Source organism: Rhodococcus sp. no. 34, assembly GCF_054589475.1.
In genome coordinates this window covers 324,329-346,741 of sequence record NZ_BAAILK010000046.1, presented here as the reverse complement: position 1 = coordinate 346,741, position 22,413 = coordinate 324,329, and the positions used below count along the sequence as shown (strand labels likewise).

General features: G+C 64.4%; 21 protein-coding genes. 20 read left to right on the top strand and 1 reads right to left on the bottom strand.

What is annotated here, in order from left to right; translation table 11 throughout:
• Positions 1-33: 33 nt before the first annotated feature.
• The 10 genes from alaS (at position 34) to aroQ (ending at position 10,388) form a co-directional block, all read left to right on the top strand.
• Positions 34-2,706 (top strand): alanine--tRNA ligase, encoded by a 2,673-nt coding sequence (gene alaS, locus ACYP01_RS22685; protein ID WP_019748361.1) that lies wholly within the window; start codon positions 34-36, stop codon positions 2,704-2,706.
• A 2-nt stretch (positions 2,707-2,708) separates the two neighbouring features.
• Entirely contained in the window at positions 2,709-3,242 is a 534-nt protein-coding gene (ruvX, locus tag ACYP01_RS22680; RefSeq protein WP_003944838.1) for a Holliday junction resolvase RuvX, read from the top strand.
• The gene (gene mltG, locus ACYP01_RS22675) at positions 3,239-4,549 is read left to right on the top strand and encodes an endolytic transglycosylase MltG (RefSeq protein WP_459682551.1); all 1,311 of its coding nucleotides are present in this window, start codon (positions 3,239-3,241) and stop codon (positions 4,547-4,549) included. The genes ruvX and mltG overlap by 4 nt, the downstream gene beginning before the upstream one ends.
• Positions 4,539-5,378, top strand: a complete 840-nt coding sequence (locus ACYP01_RS22670; RefSeq protein WP_003944839.1) for a shikimate dehydrogenase — start codon at positions 4,539-4,541, stop codon at positions 5,376-5,378. The genes mltG and ACYP01_RS22670 overlap by 11 nt, the downstream gene beginning before the upstream one ends.
• Positions 5,379-5,560: 182 nt before the next feature.
• Positions 5,561-6,082 carry a prepilin peptidase gene (locus ACYP01_RS22665; RefSeq protein WP_257216610.1) on the top strand — a complete coding sequence of 174 codons (522 nt, stop codon included), beginning with the start codon at positions 5,561-5,563 and terminating at the stop codon, positions 6,080-6,082.
• 225 nt (positions 6,083-6,307) lie between these two features.
• Positions 6,308-7,006, top strand: coding sequence for a S1 family peptidase (locus tag ACYP01_RS22660; protein WP_007728030.1), 699 nt, complete (start codon positions 6,308-6,310; stop codon positions 7,004-7,006).
• A gap of 111 nt (positions 7,007-7,117) precedes the next feature.
• The gene (gene aroC / locus ACYP01_RS22655) at positions 7,118-8,305 is read left to right on the top strand and encodes a chorismate synthase (protein WP_063316721.1); all 1,188 of its coding nucleotides are present in this window, start codon (positions 7,118-7,120) and stop codon (positions 8,303-8,305) included.
• Between the two features lie 13 nt (positions 8,306-8,318).
• The gene (locus ACYP01_RS22650; RefSeq protein WP_030536425.1) at positions 8,319-8,828 is read left to right on the top strand and encodes a shikimate kinase; all 510 of its coding nucleotides are present in this window, start codon (positions 8,319-8,321) and stop codon (positions 8,826-8,828) included.
• A gap of 25 nt (positions 8,829-8,853) precedes the next feature.
• Entirely contained in the window at positions 8,854-9,963 is a 1,110-nt protein-coding gene (aroB, locus tag ACYP01_RS22645; RefSeq protein ID WP_003944873.1) for a 3-dehydroquinate synthase, read from the top strand.
• Positions 9,960-10,388 carry a type II 3-dehydroquinate dehydratase gene (aroQ, locus tag ACYP01_RS22640; protein WP_003944916.1) on the top strand — a complete coding sequence of 143 codons (429 nt, stop codon included), beginning with the start codon at positions 9,960-9,962 and terminating at the stop codon, positions 10,386-10,388. The genes aroB and aroQ overlap by 4 nt, the downstream gene beginning before the upstream one ends.
• Positions 10,389-10,475: 87 nt before the next feature.
• Here the strand turns inward: aroQ and ACYP01_RS22635 are convergent, their stop codons facing one another.
• Positions 10,476-11,084: a B-4DMT family transporter gene (locus tag ACYP01_RS22635; RefSeq protein WP_459682544.1), complete on the bottom strand. Its 609-nt coding sequence runs from the start codon at positions 11,082-11,084 to the stop codon at positions 10,476-10,478.
• Positions 11,085-11,195: 111 nt separating this feature from the next.
• Between ACYP01_RS22635 and ACYP01_RS22630 the strand changes: the two genes are divergently transcribed.
• The 10 genes from ACYP01_RS22630 (at position 11,196) to pyrF (ending at position 22,395) form a co-directional block, all read left to right on the top strand.
• Entirely contained in the window at positions 11,196-12,290 is a 1,095-nt protein-coding gene (locus ACYP01_RS22630) for a M24 family metallopeptidase (protein WP_003944812.1), read from the top strand.
• A 34-nt stretch (positions 12,291-12,324) separates the two neighbouring features.
• Positions 12,325-12,888 carry an elongation factor P gene (gene efp / locus ACYP01_RS22625; RefSeq protein ID WP_003944958.1) on the top strand — a complete coding sequence of 188 codons (564 nt, stop codon included), beginning with the start codon at positions 12,325-12,327 and terminating at the stop codon, positions 12,886-12,888.
• Entirely contained in the window at positions 12,889-13,386 is a 498-nt protein-coding gene (nusB, locus tag ACYP01_RS22620) for a transcription antitermination factor NusB (RefSeq protein ID WP_007728014.1), read from the top strand.
• A 173-nt stretch (positions 13,387-13,559) separates the two neighbouring features.
• A complete protein-coding gene (gene pyrR, locus ACYP01_RS22615; protein ID WP_003944977.1) occupies positions 13,560-14,201 on the top strand; it encodes a bifunctional pyr operon transcriptional regulator/uracil phosphoribosyltransferase PyrR in 642 nt (213 codons plus the stop codon).
• The gene (locus tag ACYP01_RS22610; RefSeq protein WP_003944883.1) at positions 14,198-15,142 is read left to right on the top strand and encodes an aspartate carbamoyltransferase catalytic subunit; all 945 of its coding nucleotides are present in this window, start codon (positions 14,198-14,200) and stop codon (positions 15,140-15,142) included. The genes pyrR and ACYP01_RS22610 overlap by 4 nt, the downstream gene beginning before the upstream one ends.
• A gap of 26 nt (positions 15,143-15,168) precedes the next feature.
• Positions 15,169-16,476, top strand: coding sequence for a dihydroorotase (locus ACYP01_RS22605; protein WP_003944990.1), 1,308 nt, complete (start codon positions 15,169-15,171; stop codon positions 16,474-16,476).
• Positions 16,477-16,482: 6 nt separating this feature from the next.
• Positions 16,483-17,049 (top strand): PH-like domain-containing protein, encoded by a 567-nt coding sequence (locus tag ACYP01_RS22600; protein WP_003944773.1) that lies wholly within the window; start codon positions 16,483-16,485, stop codon positions 17,047-17,049.
• A complete protein-coding gene (gene carA, locus ACYP01_RS22595; protein WP_003944927.1) occupies positions 17,046-18,221 on the top strand; it encodes a glutamine-hydrolyzing carbamoyl-phosphate synthase small subunit in 1,176 nt (391 codons plus the stop codon). The genes ACYP01_RS22600 and carA overlap by 4 nt, the downstream gene beginning before the upstream one ends.
• Positions 18,221-21,577: a carbamoyl-phosphate synthase large subunit gene (carB, locus tag ACYP01_RS22590; RefSeq protein WP_003945010.1), complete on the top strand. Its 3,357-nt coding sequence runs from the start codon at positions 18,221-18,223 to the stop codon at positions 21,575-21,577. The genes carA and carB overlap by 1 nt, the downstream gene beginning before the upstream one ends.
• Positions 21,574-22,395 carry an orotidine-5'-phosphate decarboxylase gene (gene pyrF / locus ACYP01_RS22585; protein ID WP_007728008.1) on the top strand — a complete coding sequence of 274 codons (822 nt, stop codon included), beginning with the start codon at positions 21,574-21,576 and terminating at the stop codon, positions 22,393-22,395. Before carB ends, pyrF begins: the two co-directional genes overlap by 4 nt.
• Positions 22,396-22,413: the final 18 nt, after the last annotated feature.

The following is a 22,413-nucleotide window of genomic DNA, read 5'->3' as shown; positions in this document are numbered from 1 at the left end:
TAGCTCGACGCTCTTGAAGGTAAGGACCGGTTAGTGCAAACCCACGAGATCCGCAGGCGATTCCTCGACCACTTCGTCAAGGCCGGCCACACCGAGGTGCCCAGCGCCTCGCTGATTCTCGACGACCCGAACCTTCTGTTCGTCAACGCGGGCATGGTTCCGTTCGTGCCGTTCTTCCTCGGGCAGCAGACGCCGTCCTACTCACGGGCGACGTCCGTGCAGAAGTGCGTCCGCACCCTGGACATCGAAGAGGTCGGCATCACCACCCGCCACAACACCTTCTTCCAGATGGCGGGCAACTTCTCCTTCGGTGACTACTTCAAGAAGGAAGCCATCTCCCACGCCTGGCAGTTGCTGACAGGTTCGGTCGAGGACGGCGGATACGGCATCGATCCCACGCGCCTGTGGGCCACCGTCTACCTCGACGACGACGAAGCATTCTCGATCTGGCGCGACGAGGTAGGAGTGCCCGAAGAGCGCATCCAGCGCCGCGGCATGAAGGACAACTACTGGTCCATGGGCATTCCCGGGCCGTGCGGCCCCTGCTCGGAGATCTTCTACGACCGCGGCGCCGAATACGGCGTCGAGGGTGGCCCCGAAGCCGACGAGGATCGCTACATCGAGATCTGGAACCTCGTGTTCATGCAGAACGAGCGCGGCGAGGGCACCAACAAGGGCGACTACCCGATCCTCGGACCGTTGCCGAAGAAGAACATCGACACCGGCATGGGCGTCGAGCGCGTTGCGTTCCTCCTGCAGGGCGTCGAAAACGTCTACGAGACAGATCTTCTCCGCCCCGTCATCGACAAGGCCGCCGAACTGACCGGCAGTGTCTACGGGACCGACCACACTTCAGACGTCCGTTTCCGCGTCATCGCCGACCACGCACGCACCGCAGCGATGTTGATCGCCGACGGTGTGAACCCCGGCAACTACGGCCGCGGCTACGTCCTGCGCCGGTTGCTGCGTCGCATCGTGCGTTCGGCCAAACTGCTCGGCAGCGAGCAGCCCACCATGCGCGAGTTCATGATCGTCGTCCGCGACACGATGGCGCCGTCGTACCCGGTTCTGGAAACCGACTTCACGCGCATCGAGAACGTTGCCGTCGGCGAGGAGACCGCGTTCCTCAAGACGCTGGCTTCGGGTTCTGCTCTGTTCGAGAATGCTGCCGAGACGGTCAAGTCGTCCGGAAAGTCGGTCATCGCCGGCGATCAGGCGTTTGCACTGCACGACACCTACGGCTTCCCGATCGACCTCACGCTCGAGATGGCGTCCGAGGCCGGTCTCACCGTGGACGAGGACGGCTTCCGCACGCTCATGGCCGAGCAGCGCAAGCGCGCCAAGGACGACGCTCAGGCTCGTAAGCACGCCCACGCCGACCTCACGGTCTACAAGGAACTGCTCGACCGAGGCGCCACCGAGTTCACCGGTTTCGACGAACTCGTCTCCGAGGCTCACGTCCTCGCACTGATCGTCGACGGCGTCCGTGTCCCGGTCGCGAAGGCCGGTCAGGACGTCGAGGTCATCCTCGACCGAAGCCCGCTTTACGCAGAGTCCGGTGGACAGATCGCCGACATCGGTTCGCTCACCGCGCCGGGCCTCGAAGCCAAGGTCAACGACGTACAGAAGATCGCCAAGAAAGTCTGGACGCACAAGGTGACGGTGCAGAAGGGCGAGATCACCGAGGGCGACGTCGTGCTCGCGCACGTCGACGCCGAGTGGCGCAAGGGTGCAACCCAGGGGCACTCCGGTACCCACATGGTGCACGCGGCGCTGCGTCAGGTGCTCGGCCCCAACGCCGTTCAGGCGGGCTCGCTCAACAAGCCGGGTTACCTCCGCTTCGACTTCTCCTGGCAGGGCGCGCTGTCCGACTCCCAGAAGCAGGACATCGAGGCACTCACCAACGAAGCCGTGGCGTCGAACTACGCGGTCAACACATTTGTCACGGATCTCGACAAGGCCAAGGCGATGGGTGCGATGGCACTCTTCGGTGAGAACTACGGCGACGAGGTTCGTGTCGTCGAAATCGGCGGCCCGTTCTCGATGGAACTGTGCGGTGGCACTCACGTCGGAAGCTCCGCACAGATCGGTCAGGTAACGCTGCTCGGTGAGCAGTCGGTCGGCTCCGGAATCCGACGCGTCGAGGCGTACGTCGGTTTGGACTCCTACCGCTACCTCGCCAAGGAACGCGCGCTCCTGGCCGGACTCTCCTCCTCGCTGAAGGTTCCTTCGGAAGAGGTGCCCGCCCGCGTCGAGGCGCTCGTCGAGCGACTCAAGGTGGCCGAGAAGGAACTCGAGCAGACCAAGGCCAAGGCTGTGCTGGCGTCGGCAGGCGAGTACGTCGCCAAGGCCAAGCGCATCGGCAGTGTCCTCGTCATCGCCGAGCCTGCTCCCGCCGGAGTCGGCGGAAACGACCTGCGCAGCCTCGTCACGGACATCAAGGGTCGCCTCGGCTCCGAACCTGCCGTCGTAGCTCTGCTCGGTGATGTCGACGGCAAGGTTCCGTTCGTGGTCGCCTCGAGCAAGGCAGCTCAAGGTCTCGGTGTGAAGGCCGGTGAGCTGGTCGCGTCGTTCGGTCCCAAGATCGGTGGCCGCGGCGGCGGAAAGCCCGACATGGCCCAGGGTTCGGGTTCGGACTCCGCAGGAATCCCGGCGGCGCTCGATGCGATCCGGGACAGAGTCGGAGAGCTGGCGGGCGGCAGCTGACGGTGGTGGCTACGCAGCAGGGTCCCGATCGCCCCGGCATCGACGACCCTGGTCGCGGGCGGCGCATCGCCATCGACGTGGGCAGTGTTCGCATCGGCGTCGCGTCCAGCGACCCCGACGGCATCCTCGCGACACCGGTGGAAACGGTTCCACGCTCGAAGGAGCGTGGGCCCGACGCGCCGGATATCCGGCGCATTATCGCCATCGTGTCCGAATACGAGGCCGTTGAGGTTATCGTCGGACTGCCACAGACGCTGCGCGGTGAGCAAGGTAAAGCCGCCGGTATCGCGACTGCATTCGCCAAACGACTGCAGCGGGCCGTCGAACCGATCCCGGTGAGACTGTCCGACGAACGACTGACGACCGTCACGGCTGCGCGCAATCTCCGCGAAAGTGGAGTCAAGGCACGCGGCCAGCGACCGATGATCGATCAGGCTGCGGCGGTGGAAATCCTGCAAGGCTGGCTGGACGAGCGGAGTAGAGCTGTGAAACCAGGGGAGTCGTCGAAGGACGCTGCACTGGAGGGCGATCTGTGAACGCGCGGTGGGATGAGGGCGGCGGAAGCCGGCCCACCAGTTCGTTCGACTTCGACAACGACGAGACCATGGTCATGCGTGCACTGCCGCAGAACATCGATCCGCCGCATATGTCGCGAGCCGAGGCACGCAAGCAACGCGAATCGCGCAACAAGCGCGCCAAGCGTGGCAAGAAGGTCGGCGTTCTCGCCCTGCTGGTGTTGGTGATCGCAGTCCTCGGTGTCGGTGCATACGGCGCTCTCTGGTACATGGATCGCAACAAGACCGCGGAGGATTTTGCCGGCCCCGGCGGCGCACCCGTGGTCATCCAGATCAACAGTGGAGAAACCGCATCGGAGATCGGTGCGACGCTCGAGGCGAAGAACGTCGTCGCGAGTTCCGCTGCTTTCTACAACGCGGCGATCGCCAATCCGTCTGAGATCCAGAAGGTGCAACCCGGCTTCTACCAGGTGCCGGTGCAGAGTAGCGCCGCGAGCGCTCTCGACACCTTGGTTGCCCCGGACTCCCGAGTCGGCAGTGTTGTCATCGCCGAAGGGCGTCAGCTGCACGACAGTTCGGACGCGCAGACCGGCTCGCTCAAGAAGGGCATCTACAACCTCATTTCCGAGGCGAGTTGTGTCGGCCCGGTTTCCGCTCAGAAATGTGTCTCGACAGACGAATTGAACACTGCGGGAGCATCTTCCGATCTGGCTTCGCTCGGCGTGCCCGAATGGGCGATGTCGTCGGTCAAGAGCGTGCCGGACAAGGACCGTCAGCTCGAAGGCCTGATCGCCGCCAGCAGTTGGGATTTCGATCCCACTGCGACGCCCACCGAGATCCTGCGGTCGTTGGTCGAGGGTAGCGCCGCCAAGTACGAGGCCACGGGAATTCTGACAGCCGGCAGCGGGGTCGGAATGTCTCCGTACCAGTTGTTGGTGGCAGCGTCGCTGGTCGAGCGTGAGGCGTTGCCCGCAGACATGGCCAAGGTCGCGCGGGTGATCGTCAACCGACTCGCAGTCGATCAGCCTCTGCAGTTCGACTCCACGGTCAACTACTCACTCGACACCACCGAGGTCGCAACCACGGATGCCGACCGTGAGCGCGTCACGCCGTGGAACACGTACGCAATGCCGGGTCTGCCTGCAACGCCCATCGCTTCGCCGAGCATCGACGCGCTGAAGGCCGTGGAATCGCCGGCGGCCGGTGACTGGTTGTACTTCGTCACGATCAACAAGGAAGGCCAGACGCTCTTCACCAAGAGCTACGAGGAGCATTTGGCCAACATCGAACTGGCACAGCAAAGTGGGATTCTCGACAGTGGACGGTAGTACCGCGACTTCGCTCGCGACGCCACGTAAGGCGGCAGTTCTCGGAAGCCCGATCGCTCACTCGAAGTCCCCGTTGCTGCATCTTGCGGCGTACGCGGCTTTGGGGCTGAGCGATTGGACCTACGAGCGGATCGAATGCACCGGCGAGCAGTTGCCTGCCCTCGTCGACTCACTCGGCCCCGAATGGATCGGTCTCTCGGTGACGATGCCGGGCAAGATCGCAGCACTCGAATATGCCACCGAACGCACACCGCGAGCGGTGACCATCGGCTCGGCCAACACCCTGGTTCGCATCGACGGCGGTTGGCGTGCCGACTGCACGGACGTCGACGGAGTCAGCGGTGCGTTGATCGCCGGCGGTGTCGGCGATCTCAGCGGCACTTCGGCGGTAGTTGTCGGCGCGGGCGGCACCGCGCGGCCGGCATTGGTCGCGTTGGCCGACATGGGAGTTCGGACGGTCACCGTGGTCGCGCGTGATCCGGGGCGCGCATCCGGTGCCATCGAATGCGGCGGTGCTGTCGGGTTGGACATTGATCTGGTCGCCTTCGACGACGCACGGCTAGGCGGGATCTGCGCCGAATCCTCGGTCTTGGTCAGTACCGTTCCCGCGGAAGCGGCAGCGCCCTTTGCCCAGCAATTGGGGAAGGCGCGATTTGTCCTCGACGCGATCTACAACCCCTGGCCGACGCCACTTGCTTCGGTTGTCGAGGCGGCCGATGGCACGGTGATCGGTGGCCTCGAGATGTTGCTCAATCAGGCCTTCGGGCAGGTAGAGCAGTTCACGGGCAAGCCCGCTCCGCGAGAGGCGATGGCAGCCGCTATCGCTTAGGTCTGTTCACAGTGTCGAGGTAGTCCACAAGACGATTCGTAGTCTGCCGCTGGCGAACGGCAGACGCCAAGCTCGAAACCATGTGGACGTTGATGGTCTTGGCAGGCTCGGGGGTAGTCGCTGGCTTCGGAGCTCGGGCGATCGTCGACAATTGGTTGCGGCGACACGGTTATCGACCAGTCGTGACTTTCTGTTGTGTGCCGCAGTGCGCCGTCGCAACAGGCTGGGTTGTCGTCGGTGCGCTGAATACCTCGGTGGTGCAGTTATTTTCCGGTCTCGCCGTGGTGTGGTGGTGCGTCGCGATCTCGACTGTCGACCTGGCTGTGCGTCGGCTGCCCAACAGTTTCACGCTGCCGGGCTACGCCGTCGTGATGGTCTACGCGACGGTGTCGGGAACGGTGTGGGTGGCGGTGGTGGGGTCGGCACTGCTCGCCGGAATCCACCTCCTGGCGCACGTGATGTCGCCTGGTTCCATGGGCGTCGGCGATGTGAAGCTCTCGCTTCCTCTGGGCGCCGTGACCGGATTGGTGGGAGCGGACGCCTGGCTGTGGTCGTTGGTGTCTGCGTCGGTGCTCACCGCAACGCTGGGCACCGCGCTGGAACTGCGAAGACAAGGGCCGGTAGCCCATAATTCGCCCATTGCGCACGGACCCTCGATGTGCCTGGCAGCCTGCGGTTCGATTGTGTTTGCCTGGCTGACGTGACGAGTGCAACATCCGCGAGAAGTCTGGCGTTATTGACCGTTCAACGACGGACGGTGAACTGCAGGAAAGACGTAACCGTCGGTTTCATAAATGCGGGTATTGCCAGCGCGCGGTCCCAGTATGCGGCGAGTCGGACTTGCCGAATGTCCACATCCTGACGTTCACTGAGGTTTCGGAAATGGGACAAAACGAATCTCGTTTCGCACTCGATTATCGGGGGAACCTATGCGCACAAGGCTTTTCGTCGCTGCGGCAGCCTGTTTGGCGGCTGTGGCTGCAGGAGCGGGCGTCGCCGGCGCCGCGCCTGCACCTTCATCGGTGGCACTGGGCGGGGGCTCAGGAATCCTGCTGCCGGACGTGGATCACTCCGATCCTGACCGAGTTGCAGCATGCACGTTGACCGCGGTCGGCTACGACAACGCCGGTTCTCTCGTGGCACTCACCGCCGGACACTGCGGAGTTGTCGGGGACCGGGTGTTCGCCGAGTACCTGCCCGAGGCCGGACCCATCGGTCGGTTCTCTTACTCGAGTCCGGTCTCGGACATCGCCGTGATCGATCTCGACGACGCCAAGGTAGCTCCGCTGCGTACCGTCGGCGGCACGACGATCAACGGAATCGGCGCCCCGCCGGCCCCGGGCACGATCGTGTGCAAGGAAGGCCGTTCGACCGGCAACACGTGCGGTATCACCTGGGGTTACGACTCCGTCTACGGTGAGATCGTCGAGCACACGTGCTCGATTCCCGGTGATTCCGGTGGACCGCTCGTCGTCGGTGACCGCCTGGTGGGCTTGATCAGCAACGGCTACCCGCCGTACTGCTTCGAGCCGCTTCCGCCGCCGTTCCACGCTCCCGACAACTCGGCGGACATCAACATCGGTTTGGCTGACATCAACGCAAACGGTGGAGGATTCCGCCTGTTCTAGACCCACAGGTACCTCTGAGATGGCCCACACGCCTCGTGCGTGTGGGCCATCTGTGTTCACCGGGAGGACCACTGTGACAACTGAGGTCTGCGACGTGGAAAGATGGTCGGCGTGCTGCGTTGGATAACTGCCGGAGAATCCCATGGTCCCGCCCTCGTCGCGATGCTCGAGGGCATGGTCGCGGGGGTCGAAGTGACCTCTGAGGCCATCTCGTCCGAACTTGCCCGTCGTCGACTCGGTTACGGCCGTGGCGCACGGATGAAGTTCGAGGCCGACAAGGTCACCATCATCGGCGGTGTCCGCCACGGATTTACGCTCGGTGGCCCCGTGGCCATCGAGATCGGCAACACCGAGTGGCCCAAGTGGGAAACCATCATGTCCGCCGACCCGGTCGACCCGGACCTGCTCGCCGATCAGGCTCGCAATGCCCCGTTGACGCGCCCGCGTCCCGGACACGCCGATTACAGCGGCATGCTCAAGTACGGCTTCAACGACGCGCGTCCCGTCCTCGAGCGCGCCAGCGCTCGCGAGACCGCGGCCCGCGTAGCCGCTGGAACCGTCGCACGGTCCTTCCTGCGTCAGGTATTCGGTGCCGAGGTCGTTTCACACGTTATTTCCATCGGTGCTTCCGAGCCGTACGTCGGCCCCGTGCCGGCGGGCAAGGATCTCGACGCGATCGATGCGAGCCCGGTCCGCGCATTCGACAAGGCTGCAGAAGAGTCGATGATCGCCGAAATCGAATCGGCGAAGAAGGACGGCGACACCCTCGGTGGCGTCGTGGAGGTCGTCATCCACGGCCTGCCGGTCGGACTCGGCACCTTCGTCAGCGGCGCCGAGCGTCTCGATTCACGACTTGCTGCTGCTCTCATGGGAATTCAGGCCATCAAGGGCGTTGAGGTCGGTGACGGCTTCGAGACCGCGCGACGTCGTGGCAGCGAAGCTCACGACGAAATCCGCCCGGGCCCGGACGGCATCGTGCGCTCCACGAACCGCGCAGGCGGAATCGAAGGTGGCATGACCAATGGTGAGGCTCTTCGAGTTCGCGCCGCGATGAAGCCGATCTCGACGGTTCCGCGCGCTCTGGCGACGGTCGACATGGAGAGCGGCGAGGAAGCGGTTGCCATCCACCAGCGCAGCGACGTGTGCGCGGTTCCGGCCGCCGGCGTCGTCGCCGAGTCGATGGTCGCGCTCGTCGTGGCTCAGGCTGCACTCGAAAAGTTCGGTGGTGATTCCATTGCTGAAACCACTGCCAACTACCGTCGTTACGCCGAGGGCATCGCAGCCCGACCGCCTCGATAGGACTCACGTATCGATGAAGCCGAAGGCTGTACTCATCGGTCCGCCCGGTGCCGGCAAATCGACCATCGGTCGACGTCTCGCGCAGGCACTCGAACTCGAATTGGTCGATACCGACGCCGAGATCGAACGGACCACGGGTAGGACGATCCCGGAGATCTTCACCCATGACGGAGAGCCTCGGTTTCGTGAAATCGAGGAATCGGTGGTTCGCGAAGCGTTGCAGGCCACCGACGGAATCGTCTCGCTCGGCGGTGGTGCGATCCTCTCCGATCGCACGCGCGAACTGCTCCAGGGGCACACGGTCATCTACCTCGAGATCAGTGTCGCCGAAGGGCTTCGCCGCACGGGGGCGAACAATCATCGCCCGCTGCTGGCCGGCGGAGATCCCAAGGTCAAGTACCAGGAGTTGATGAGGCGTCGTCGTCCGCTGTACCGGCGTTCGGCCACGATTCGGATTCGGACCGACGGCCGAAGTCCGGCGCGTGTCGTCGGGCAACTGGTGTCGAAACTTCAAGACAAATGAACAACCGGAGCGGAGTAGTGGAGCAGTGACCGAACCCGTACGTGTAGAGGTGAAGACCGCAAGTCCTTACCCGGTCGTGATCGGCCGCGGCCTGCTCGGTGATCTCGTTGCCGAGTTCGACGGCGCGCGCACTGTCGCGATCTTCCATCAGCCGCCGCTGGCAGAGACCGCGGAGGCCGTACGGGCTGCGTTGGCGGAGAAGGGAATCGACGCCCACCGTATCGAGATCCCCGATGCCGAGGACGGCAAGGATCTTGCTGTGGCGGGCTTCTGCTGGGACGTGCTCGGCCGGATCGGCCTGACTCGCAGCGACGCGATCATGAGTTTGGGCGGGGGAGCGGCGACCGACCTCACCGGCTTCGTCGCGGCTACGTGGATGCGCGGTGTCAAGGTAGTTCACGTCCCCACCACCTTGCTCGCGATGGTCGACGCAGCAGTGGGCGGCAAGACCGGTATCAACACCGAAGCGGGCAAGAACCTCGTCGGTTCGTTCCACGAACCGGGAGCGGTGTTCATCGATCTCGCGACGCTCGAGACTGTGCCGCACAACGAGATCGTTGCAGGCATGGCCGAGGTCATCAAGACCGGATTCATCGCCGACCCGGTGATCCTGGATCTCATCGAAGCCGATCCCAAGGCAGCTCTCGATCCGTCGGGAACTGTTCTGCCCGAGTTGATTCGGCGCTCCGTAGAGGTCAAGGCCAAGGTCGTGGCCGCGGATCTGCGCGAGTCGGATCTGCGCGAAATCCTCAACTACGGCCACACCCTCGGCCACGCGATCGAACGTCGTGAGCGCTACAAGTGGCGCCACGGTGCCGCTGTCTCCGTCGGCCTGGTCTTCGCTGCCGAACTCGGACGGCTCGCGGGCCGACTCGACGACGCCACCGCGGATCGTCACAAGTCGATCCTCGATCTCGTCGGGCTGCCGACGTCGTACGACGGTGATGCGTTCGGCGATCTGATGAAGGGAATGCAGACCGACAAGAAGAACCGTGCCGGGCTGCTGCGTTTCGTGGTCCTCGACGGACTGGCCAAGCCGGGTCGCCTCGAGGGGCCGGATCCGAGTCTGCTGGTTGCGGCGTACTCCGCGATTGCCCGCGATGCGCGGCCGGCCGGCGGAACGGTCCTGCTGTGAGGATCAACGTCGTCAACGGACCCAATCTGGGGCGTCTGGGTAAGCGTCAGCCCGAGGTCTACGGCGCGACCACACACGACGATCTGATCGAATTGTGCGTCGCGGCAGGCAAGGAGCTCGGTGTCGAGGTGATCGTCCGTCAGAGCGATCACGAAGGCGATCTGCTCGGTTGGATCCACGACGCGGCGGACGCGGGGGAACCGGTGATCCTCAATGCCGGTGGCTTGACGCACACGTCGGTGGTCCTGCGAGATGCATGCGCCGAACTGACCGCAGGTCTCGTCGAGGTACACATCTCGAACGTTCATGCGCGAGAAGAGTTTCGGCACCACTCCTACCTGAGTCCGATTGCGACCGGAGTGATCGTCGGACTCGGCGTCGCCGCGTATCCGCTGGCGATCAGGTTCCTCGCCGAGCGAGGCTGAACGAGGCAAGTCGAAAAAACAGTCACACGAATGCGGCCCCGAGGAGAATATCCTCGGGGCCGCATTCGGTTGTGTGGACGGCGGGCGTTACTGCTCGCGCTTGCCCAGATCGATCGCCGGGAAGACCGCGGTATCGGCGTCGGATTCCTCGACGGACATGGCGGCTCCGCTGTATGCGTGCTGCTCGGTGGGGGAGTCGTAGCCCTCGCTGACGGGCACCGGTTCGTGGTGACGCTCGTGGGACGGGGTCTGCGGAGCTGTTCCGTTCTTGCGCTGTTCACGGCTGACGAAGAAGCGTCCGACAGTGATGGCGATCATGGCGGGGACGAAGATGAGAAGGATCGTGAACGCCGCACCGGAGGTCACCTCGAAGAACAAGCCCTGCTGGGTCAGTTCGAGGGAGGGGACGAGGCTGAGTGCCCAGCTGGCAGCGCCGGAGACGAACCCGCCGACCAATGCGGCCTTGAGCCACAGCATGGTCAGATCGGCGCCGTCCTCGGGTTCGGGGAAGCTCCGGCGGTCTCGAATGCCGTCGATACCACCCCAGATCGCGGCGAAGACGATGACGATCAACAGGGACAGCCAGCGCAGGGTGGACCCCTGAAGTGGCCACTGTGCGATCGCTGCACCGAGCAACGCACGAAACACAACATGTATCAGGGCCATGCCGAGGCCACGTACCAACCACGCATTCATGGGTACAGCCTAACTAGAACCCATTACACCTTGTGGCCTAACCCACACTTATTGCTGTAACCGCGAGTTTCGAGTTGATCGGCAGGTCTGCGCGGGCGGTAGGTTCGAGGGATGCCGGTCGACTTCAGAACACGCCGTGAATCCCTCAGACGCCTCCTCTCGGAGCGCGAACTCGACGCGATTCTCGTCACAGATCTCCTCAACATCAGATACCTCACCGGTTTCACCGGTTCCAATGCGGCGCTCGTCGTCAGTGCATCCGATTCAGCGTCCGACGAGCGTGAGACGGTGATCTGCACCGACGGCCGCTACGTGACGCAGGTGTCAGAGCAGGTGCCGGACCTTCGGGCCGAAATCGCCCGTTCGAGTGCTGCGCACTTGATCGAGAAGTCCACGGCGCCCGTTCTCGCGTTCGAGTCACATGTGGCGACGTTCGCCGAACATCGGGCTTGGACCGAAGCAGCGCCGAAGATCCGGTTCGAACCGGTGAGTGGACTCGTCGAACAATTGCGCATGGTCAAGGACGAGTACGAGGTGGAGTTGTTGCGAGCCGCGTGCACCGCAGCCGATGTCGCGTTGGCGCAGTTGATCGCTCGCGGCGGTCTGCGACCTGGCCGAACGGAACGAGAGGTCGGCCGCGAGCTGGAAAATCTGATGCTCGACAACGGGGCGGACGGTATTTCCTTCGAGACGATCGTGGCGGCCGGCGCCAACTCGGCGATTCCGCATCACCGACCGACCGACGCGATCCTGGCGTCGGGTGACTTCGTGAAACTCGACTTCGGCGCCCAGGTCGGTGGGTACCACTCGGACATGACACGGACCTACGTGCTCGAGTCCGTTTCCGATTGGCAACGGGAGATTTACGAGCTCGTCGCGCGTTCGCAAGCTGCCGGTTGCGACGCGCTCGCGCCGGGTGTCGAATGTGCGGCAGTCGACGCCGTCGCCCGTGCGGTGATCGACGATGCAGGCTACGGCGAGTTGTTCCTGCACGGCCTCGGCCACGGTGTGGGGCTCGAAATCCACGAAGCACCGGGGATCGGCAAGCTCGGCACCGGTACACTTCTTTCCGGCGCGGCGGTGACCGTCGAGCCGGGCGTGTACTTCTCCGGGCGCGGAGGTGTACGGATCGAGGACACGCTCGTTGTTCGTGAGCAGGGGCCAGAGCTGCTCACACTGACCGCAAAAGACCTTACCGTCGTCTGAGACGGTTTCCCGACCCCTAGGAGACGCGAAGCAAGTGGCTTCCACCAGTGATTTCAAGAATGGTCTGGTTCTGCAGATCGAAGGCCAGCTGTGGACGATCATCGAGTTCCAGCACGTCAAGCCCGGCAAGGGCCCTGCCTTCGTGCGCACCAAGCTCAAGAACGTGCTCTCGGGCAAGGTAGTGGACAAGACGTTCAACGCCGGTGTGAAGGTCGAGACCGCCACGGTCGACCGTCGTGACATGACGTACCTGTACCACGACGGCAGCGACTACATCTTCATGGACGGCGACACCTACGACCAGGTGTCGATCAGCGAATCCACCGTCGGCGACCAGTCGCGTTTCCTGCTCGAGAACATGGCAGTCCAGGTCGCGACCCACGAAGACGTTCCCCTCTTCGTCGAGCTTCCGGTCACCGTCGAGCTCGTCGTCAAGCACACCGATCCGGGCCTGCAGGGCGACCGCTCCACCGGCGGCACCAAGCCTGCGACCCTCGAGACCGGTGCCGAGATCAACGTCCCGCTCTTCATCAACACCGGTGACAAGCTCAAGGTCGATTCTCGTGACGGCAACTACCTCGGGCGTGTGAATTCCTGAGTGTCCGGCACACATAAGAAACTCGGTGCACGCCACAAGGCGCGCAAGCGTGCCGTCGACTTCCTCTTCGAAGCCGAGGCACGTGACCTCGATCCGGTCGCACTGGCGTCGGAGCGTTCCGATCTGTCCGTCAAGGACGACGCGGTAGCACCCGTCGCGGCCTACACCGTCACGTTGGTGTCCGGCGTTGCGGAGAATCTGGACCGGATCGATCAGGTCATCTCCTCGCATCTGCAGGACTGGACGCTCGAGCGTCTGCCCGCCGTCGACCGTGCGATTCTGCGTATCGCCGTGTGGGAGCTCTTCCACGCGACGGACGTTCCGCCGGTTGTCGCCGTGGACGAGGCCGTCGAACTCGCGAAGCAGCTCTCGACGGACGACTCTCCGGGATTCGTCAACGGAATCCTCGGCCAGGTCGTTCTCGTTGCGCCGCAGGTTCGATCGGCTGCGGCCGCGACCTCCCAGCGCGCGCAGGAATCGGATTCGGGTACCGAGTAGCAAGTTTTGTTCCACCACCGCCGTGCGAGTGTCACCGAGCGCGTTGTGTGTCTGCACACAACCGGTCGGAGTCGCTGCTCGCACGGCGGGATCAGGTCTGTCGGCTGATAGGGTGGGGACCGTCAGACATCCTTTAACGATCCGTCCAGTGAGGCGGAGAAGGAGGTCGCTGCATGAGCGTGCCCGAAGGGTCTCGCCCATCCGATCTTGCAGGTCCAGGTAACTCGAAGGCGCCGGTCGGTGCCGAGGCAGGTAGCGAAACCCGCGAATTGTTGTCCGCCCAGGATGTGGGCCGGACCATCGCGCGGATCGCTCACGAGATCATCGAGAAGACCGCACTCGACGGACCCGAGGGAACTGCCCCTCGTGTGGTCCTGATCGGGATCCCGACGCGTGGAACCACCCTCGCCACGCGACTGCGCGCCAAGATCGAAGAATTCTCCGGTGTGCGTCTTCCCATCGGATCTCTCGACATCACCCTCTACCGCGACGATCTCCGGAACAAGCCGCACCGCCCGCTCGAGCGCACGTCCGTCCCCGAAGGTGGCGTCGACAATGCGCTGGTCGTTCTCGTGGACGACGTCCTCTTCTCCGGTCGCACCGTGCGCTCGGCACTTGACGCGTTGCGCGATCTGGGCCGCCCCCGCGCGGTCCAACTCGCAGTGCTCGTGGATCGTGGTCACCGCGAACTCCCGCTGCGCGCCGACTACGTCGGCAAGAACGTCCCGACCGCGAGGTCCGAGGACGTCAAGGTTCTCCTCCAGGAGCACGACGGCAGGGAAGCGGTAGTCATCTCCGGGGGTAAGAGCGCGTGAAGCACCTACTTTCCATCGCGGACCTCGATCGTGAGTCCGCGGTAGAACTTCTCGACGAGGCAGAACGGTTCGAGCAGGCACTTCTGGGACGAGAGGTACGCAAGCTCCCGACGCTGCGCGGACGCACGGTCATGACGGTGTTCTTCGAGAACTCGACGCGCACCCGGGTGTCTTTCGAGGTGGCAGGCAAATGGATGAGTGCCGACGTCATCAATGTCAGCGCATCCAGTTCCTCGGTGTCCAAAGGTGAATCCCTGCGCGATACCGCGATGACCCTGCGCGCGGCCGGTGCCGACGCACTCATCGTGCGCCACCCGGCTTCGGGCGCCGCCCACCAGATCGCAAAGTGGACCGGAGCGGCCGACGACGGTGGCCCGGCAGTCATCAACGCAGGTGACGGCACGCACGAGCACCCCACTCAGGCGCTTCTCGACGCTTTGACCCTTCGCCAGCGTCTCGGCGACATCGAGGGCAAGCGGATCGCCATCGTCGGCGACATCCTGCACAGCCGTGTCGCCCGCTCCAACGCACTGCTGCTCTCGATGCTCGGTGCCGAGGTTGTTCTTGTTGCGCCGCCGACACTGCTGCCGGTCGGTGCGCACACGTGGCCGGTCACGGTCTCGCATTCGCTCGACGCGGAACTGCCCGGACTCGACGCGGTGCTGATGCTGCGGGTTCAGGCCGAACGCATGAACGGTGGCTTCTTCCCGTCGCAGCGCGAGTACTCGATCAACTACGGCCTGTCCGAGAAGCGGCTGGCGATGCTGGCCGATCACGCGGTGGTCCTGCACCCCGGCCCGATGCTGCGCGGCATGGAGATTGCATCCGCCGTTGCCGATTCCTCCAAAACTGCTGTACTGCAACAGGTTACCAACGGCGTACACATGCGCATGGCTGTCTTGTTCCGACTGCTGGTCGGGTCGGAGGACGGTGCGCTGTGACCAGAAACGAGAACGGAGAATCACCCGTGAGTGTCCTGCTCCGCGGAGTCCTGATCTACGGAGAAGGTGAGCCCACCGACGTACTCGTCGGCGACGGCACGATCCTCGAGATCGGCGTGGACCTCGATCCGGCCACGGCATCCGAGGTGATCGATGCCGGCGGGCAGATCCTGCTTCCCGGCTTCGTGGACCTGCACACACATCTGCGTGAGCCCGGCCGCGAAGACACCGAGACCATCGAAACCGGAAGCTCGGCAGCGGCTCTGGGTGGATACACCGCGGTCTTCGCGATGGCCAACACGAGTCCCGTCGCCGATTCGGTGGTCATCACCGATCACGTCTGGCGACGCGGGCAGGAAGTCGGCCTCGTCGACGTCCACCCCGTCGGCGCAGTCACAGCGGGCCTGGAAGGCAAGCAACTCGCCGAGATGGCGACCATGGCCGCAGGCGTCGGCAAGGTCAAGATGTTCTCCGACGACGGCCACTGCGTTTACGACCCACTGATCATGCGTCGCGCGCTCGAATACTCCAGCTCACTGGGCGTCCTGATCGCCCAGCACGCGGAAGAGCCGCGTTTGACCGTCGGTGCGGTCGCCCACGAGGGCCCCACGGCCGCGCGTCTCGGCCTGGCCGGATGGCCGCGAGCAGCCGAAGAATCGATCGTGGCCCGCGACGCACTGCTCGCGCGTGACGCCGGCGCCCGCGTTCACATCTGCCACGCCTCCACCGCCGGAACCGTCGAACTCGTGAAGTGGGCTCGCAGCCAAGGGATTTCGATCACCGCCGAGGTCACCCCGCATCACCTGCTCCTCGACGATTCACGGCTCGAGACGTACGACGCGATCAACAAGGTCAACCCGCCCTTGCGTGAGGCCAGTGATGTTGCCGCGCTGCGCAAGGGTCTGGCCGAAGGAATCATCGACTGCGTCGCGACCGACCATGCTCCGCACGCCGAGCAGGACAAGTGCTGCGAGTTCGCAGCCGCTCGCCCTGGAATGCTCGGCCTCGAGACCGCACTCTCGATCATCGTGCAGACGATGGTCCAGCCCGGCCTGCTGGACTGGCGCGGTGTTGCCCGGGTCATGAGCGAGCGCCCCGCGGCAATCGTCGGCCTCGACGATCAGGGCCGTCCCATCGAGGTGGGGGAGCCCGCGAACCTGACATTGGTCGATCCATCGGCCGAGTGGACGGTCCACGGTCCCGACCTGGCGAGTGTCGCGCATAACACTCCGTACGAGTCGATGACATTGCCCGCTCGGGTCACGACCACACTGTTACGTGGCCGCATCACCGCACACGACGGGAATGTGCGGCTGCGGAGTAGCGAGGAGTAGCGCGTCATGGACAGAGCACTGTGGATCATCGGTCTGGCGATCTTCTGGGTCGCGATGATCGGCCTGATGTACGTCGGCTGGCGTGGACGCGCTCGACGCCAGAAAGACAAGATCGGCGAACTGCCGACGGTACCGGCAACCCTGGGTGAACTGCTCGTCCTGCCGACCACCGGCCTGTACGTCGGCAGCACCATCGCACCCAGTTGGCAGGACCGTATCGCCGTCGGCGACCTCGGTTTCCGCGCCACCTGCGAGATCAGCCGCTACAGCGGCGGAATTCTGGTCGAGCGTGACGGCGCGTCGGCCATCTGGATTCCGGAGAAGTCGATCCGCGCGATCCGCACGGAGAACGGTCTTGCCGGCAAGGTCATGAGCAAGGACGGCGTCCTGGTGATTCGCTGGGAATTGCCGAGCGGAACCGAGATCGACACGGGCGTGCGCGGTGACGACAAGACGGTTTATCCGGACTGGGTCAAGCCGGTGACTGCTTCGAACAAGACCGCTTCGAACAAGACGAATGACAACGAAGACGCAAGCTCTGGCGACATCGAGCAGAACGGAAAGAACGCATGAGCGGCTTTGGCAACAGCCCCGCAGTACTGGTCCTCGAAGACGGACGGGTGTTCCGCGGAACCACCTTCGGTGCGGTTGGACAGACCCTGGGCGAAGCGGTGTTCAGCACCGGCATGACCGGCTACCAGGAAACGCTCACCGATCCCAGCTACCACCGCCAGATCGTCGTCTCCACCGCACCGCAGATCGGCAACACCGGCTGGAACGACGAAGACGACGAGTCGGTCGGACCGACCGGCGAGAGTGCCGGCGCCAAGATCTGGGTTGCCGGGTACGTCGTTCGTGACCCCTCGCGCGTCACCTCGAGCTGGCGTGCAACCGGTTCGCTGCAGGCCAAGCTCGAAGAGCAGGGCATCGTCGGAATCGCCGGGATCGACACCCGCGCCCTGGTTCGCCACCTGCGTACTCGCGGTTCGATGAAGGCAGGCGTCTTCTCCGGTGAAGCCATCGCCGCCGATGACGAACTGGTCCGACGGGTTCAGGATCAGCCGACCATGCTCGGCGCCGATCTTGCCGGTGAGGTCAGCACCACCAGCGGCTACGTCGTCGAGCCGAAGGGCGGGGAGGCGCTGTACACGGTTGCCGCCATCGACCTCGGTATCAAGACCAACACCCCGCGCATGTTCGCCGAGCGCGGTATCCGCGTCCACGTGTTGCCGTCCAACGCGAGTCTCGAACAGATCCTCGACCTGAAGGCCGACGGAGTGTTCCTCTCCAACGGTCCCGGTGACCCAGCCACCGCCGACGGCGCAGTCCACCTCACGAAAGAGGTCATCGGACAGGGCTTGCCACTGTTCGGTATCTGCTTCGGTAACCAGATCCTGGGCCGCGCCCTGGGCCTGAGCACCTACAAGATGAAGTTCGGCCACCGCGGAATCAACATCCCGGTGATCGAGCATCAGACCGGTCGCATCGCGATCACCGCTCAGAACCACGGCTTCGCGCTCGAAGGCGAAGCCGGTCAGGAATTCGACACCCCGTTCGGCCGCGCGGTGGTCAGCCACACCTGCGCCAACGACGGAGCCGTCGAAGGTGTTCGCCTGCTGGACGATTCGGCCTTCTCGGTGCAGTACCACCCCGAGGCGGCAGCCGGCCCGCACGACGCCGCGTACCTCTTCGACCGCTTCACCAGCCTGCTCTCCGCACGGAAAGAAACCGGAGTCAAGAACTAATGCCACGCCGTACAGATCTCAAGCACATCCTGGTAATCGGCTCCGGTCCGATCGTCATCGGTCAGGCCTGCGAGTTCGACTACTCGGGCACCCAGGCCTGCCGCGTCCTCCAGGAGGAGGGCCTGCGCGTCAGCCTGGTCAACTCCAACCCGGCCACCATCATGACGGACCCCGAGTTCGCCGACGCCACGTACGTCGAGCCGATCACGGCCGAGTTCCTCGAGAAGGTCATCGCCAAGGAAGCCTTGCAGGGCAACAAGATCGACGCCGTCCTCGCGACGCTCGGCGGTCAGACTGCGCTCAACGCCGCAGTGGCGCTGCACGAGCAGGGCATCCTCGAGAAGTACGACGTCGAACTGATCGGCGCCGACTTCGACGCCATCCAGCGCGGCGAGGATCGCCAGAAGTTCAAGGACATCGTCGCCAAGGTCGGTGGCGAATCCGCGAAGTCCGCAGTTTGCTACACGATGGACGAAGTACACGCCACGGTCGCCGAACTCGGTTACCCGGTTGTCGTGCGTCCGTCCTTCACCATGGGCGGCCTCGGTTCCGGCATGGCGTACGACGTCGACGATCTCAACCGCATCGCCGGTGGCGGTCTGGCCGCGTCGCCGACGGCGAACGTCCTGATCGAGGAATCCATCCTCGGCTGGAAGGAATACGAACTCGAGCTCATGCGCGACAGTCGCGACAACGTCGTGATCGTCTGCTCCATCGAGAACGTCGACCCGGTCGGTGTCCACACCGGAGACTCGGTCACCGTCGCCCCGGCGATGACGCTGACCGACCGCGAGTACCAGGCGATGCGCGACCTTTCCATCGACATTCTGCGTGAGGTGGGCGTCGACACCGGCGGCTGCAACATCCAGTTCGCGATGGACCCGAAGGACGGCCGCCTGGTCGTCATCGAGATGAACCCGCGTGTCTCCCGCTCGTCGGCTCTGGCGTCGAAGGCGACCGGCTACCCGATCGCGAAGATGGCGGCCAAGCTTGCCATCGGCTACACGCTCGACGAGATCGTCAACGACATCACCAAGGAAACCCCGGCTTGCTTCGAGCCGACGCTCGACTACGTCGTCGTCAAGGCTCCGCGGTTCGCTTTCGAGAAGTTCCCCGGTGCCGACGGAACTCTGACCACCACGATGAAGTCGGTGGGCGAGGCCATGAGCATCGGCCGCAACTTCACCGAGGCTTTCGGCAAGGTCATGCGTTCGCTCGAGACCAAGCGTGCGGGTTACTGGACCGGCGCCGACATCGAGACGGAGAGCCTGGATGCACTGCTCGCCGATCTGAGCGTTCCGCAGGACGGCCGCATGTACGGCATCGAGAAGGCATTCGCGCTCGGCGCAACTGTCGAGCAGCTCTTCGACGCCACCAAGATCGATCCGTGGTTCCTCGACCAGTTCCAGCAGATTCACGAGCTCGGTGAAAAGCTGCGCGCTGCAGAGTCTTTCGACGAGGCTTCCCTGCGTCAGGCCAAGTACCACGGCATCTCGGACCGCCAGATCGCGGCTCTGCGCCCCGAACTCGGTGGTGACACGCACGCAGGTGAGGACGCCGTTCGCGCTCTGCGTGATCAGCTGGGCGTGCGCCCCGTCTACAAAACCGTCGACACCTGCGCCGCAGAGTTCGAGGCCAAGACGCCGTACCACTACTCGACCTACGAGCTCGATCCCGAGGCCGAGTCCGAAGTTGCTCCGCAGACCGAGCGACCCAAGGTTCTGATCCTCGGATCCGGCCCCAACCGCATCGGTCAGGGCATCGAGTTCGACTACTCGTGTGTCCACGCGGCGCAGACGCTGTCCGAGGCCGGGTACGAGACCGTCATGGTCAACTGCAACCCCGAGACCGTCTCCACGGACTACGACACCGCTGATCGCCTGTACTTCGAGCCGCTGACGTTCGAGGACGTCTTCGAGGTCTACCGCGCGGAGGCGCAGTCGGGCACCGTTGCCGGCGTCATCGTCCAGCTCGGCGGCCAGACCCCGCTCGGACTGGCGAAGCGTCTCGAAGCTGCCGGCGTCCCCATCGTGGGAACCAGCCCCGCAGCCATCGACCTGGCGGAGGACCGCGGCGAATTCGGTCGCGTACTGACCGAAGCCGGTCTGCCCGCACCGAAGTTCGGTACCGCCACCACGTTCGACGGCGCCCGCGAGATCGCAGCAGGCATCGGCTACCCGGTGCTGGTGCGTCCGTCGTACGTGCTCGGTGGACGCGGCATGGAGATCGTCTACGACGAGGCTTCCCTCGCCGACTACATCTCGCGCGCCACGGAGATCTCCGACGATCGTCCGGTCCTGGTCGACCGCTTCCTCGAAGACGCGGTCGAGATCGACGTCGACGCTCTGTGCGACGGCACCGAGGTGTACCTCGGCGGCGTCATGGAGCACATCGAGGAAGCCGGCATTCACTCCGGTGACTCGGCGTGTGCGCTCCCGCCCATCACTCTGGGCCGGGCGGATCTCGAGAACGTCCGCCGCTCCACCGAGGCTCTCGCGAAGGGCATCGGCGTCAAGGGCCTGCTCAACGTCCAGTACGCCCTCAAGGACGACATCCTCTACGTGCTGGAAGCAAATCCCCGCGCCAGCCGCACGGTTCCGTTCGTGTCCAAGGCGACGGCCGTCCAGCTGGCCAAGGCATGCGCCCGCGTCATGCTCGGCGAATCCATCGCGGAACTGCGTGCGAGCGGCATTCTGCCGGCGAAGGGCGACGGCGGAAACACCCCGGCCGGTGCACCGATCGCGGTCAAGGAAGCTGTGTTGCCGTTCAACCGCTTCCGCCGCGCCGACGGTACCGGCGTGGATACCTTGCTCAGCCCGGAAATGAAGTCCACCGGTGAAGTCATGGGAATCGACTTCGACTTCGGTACGGCTTTTGCCAAGTCGCAGACTGCCGCCTACGGTTCGTTGCCCACCACGGGCGCGGTGTTCGTCTCGGTCGCCAACAAGGACAAGCGTTCGCTGATCTTCCCGGTCAAGCGCCTGGCAGACCTCGGATTCACCATTCTTGCCACCGAAGGAACCGCAGATGTTTTGCGGCGCAACGGTATCGAGTGCAAGCAGGTGTACAAGCAGTCGGGTGAAGATGTTCCGGCCGGTGCCGAGACCATCGTCGACCAGATCCGCAGCGGCGAGGTCGCCATGGTCATCAACACGCCGTACGGCAACAACGGCCCGCGTGTCGACGGCTACGAGATCCGAAGCGCAGCGGTTGCGTCGAACATCCCGTGCATCACGACGGTGCAGGGCGCCTCGGCTGCCGTGCAGGGCATCGAAGCAGCCATTCGCGGCGACATCGGAGTTCACTCCCTGCAGGAATTGCACGCAGGTCTTCGTCAGCCGGCACAGCAGTCGTGAGTCACAGTTGGGGGCAGCGTCTCCGGTCCGCGATCGCGGACCGGGGGCGGCTGTGCGTCGGTATCGACCCGCATCCCGCGCTTCTCGACGCGTGGGGACTGCCGCGTACGGCCGAAGGTCTCGAGACTTTCGCCGAGATCTGCGTCGAGGCCTTCACCGGTGAGGTCGGACTGGTCAAACCTCAGGTCGCGTTCTTCGAGGCTTACGGCAGCGCCGGCTTCGCCGTGTTGGAGCGGACCATCTCGGTTCTTCGCGATGCGGGAACTCTGGTCGTCGCGGATGCCAAGCGCGGTGACATCGGTTCGACGATGGACGCGTACGCGCAAGCCTGGTTGGGTGATTCGCCGTTGGCCTCCGACTCGGTCACCGTTTCGCCGTACCTGGGATTCGGGGCGCTGACTCCGACACTCGAACTGGCAAGGCAGAACGCCCGCGGGATCTTCGTCCTGGCACGAACCTCCAATCCGGAAGGCGGCGTACTTCAACAGTCGTCGACTGACGGTGTGAGCGTGGCTCAGTCGATCGTCGACGCTGCGGTCGATGCGAACGGCGACGGCCGTGACACCGTCGGACTGGTGGTCGGTGCAACTCGGGACCACGGTCTGGACCTGTCGCAGTTCAACGGCCCGATTCTCGCTCCGGGACTCGGCGCTCAGGGTGCGACGGCAGCGGATCTCGCAGACATCTTCGCGGGATCGACCGAGCTCCTGCTGCCGAACACTTCCCGTGGGGTGCTCAAGCATGGTCCTTCGGTATCGGCACTTCGGGAGGCAGCAATGCGTGACCGAGACGAGATCGAAGCCGCATTGGCGAACTGATCCGTGAGTGACCTCGAG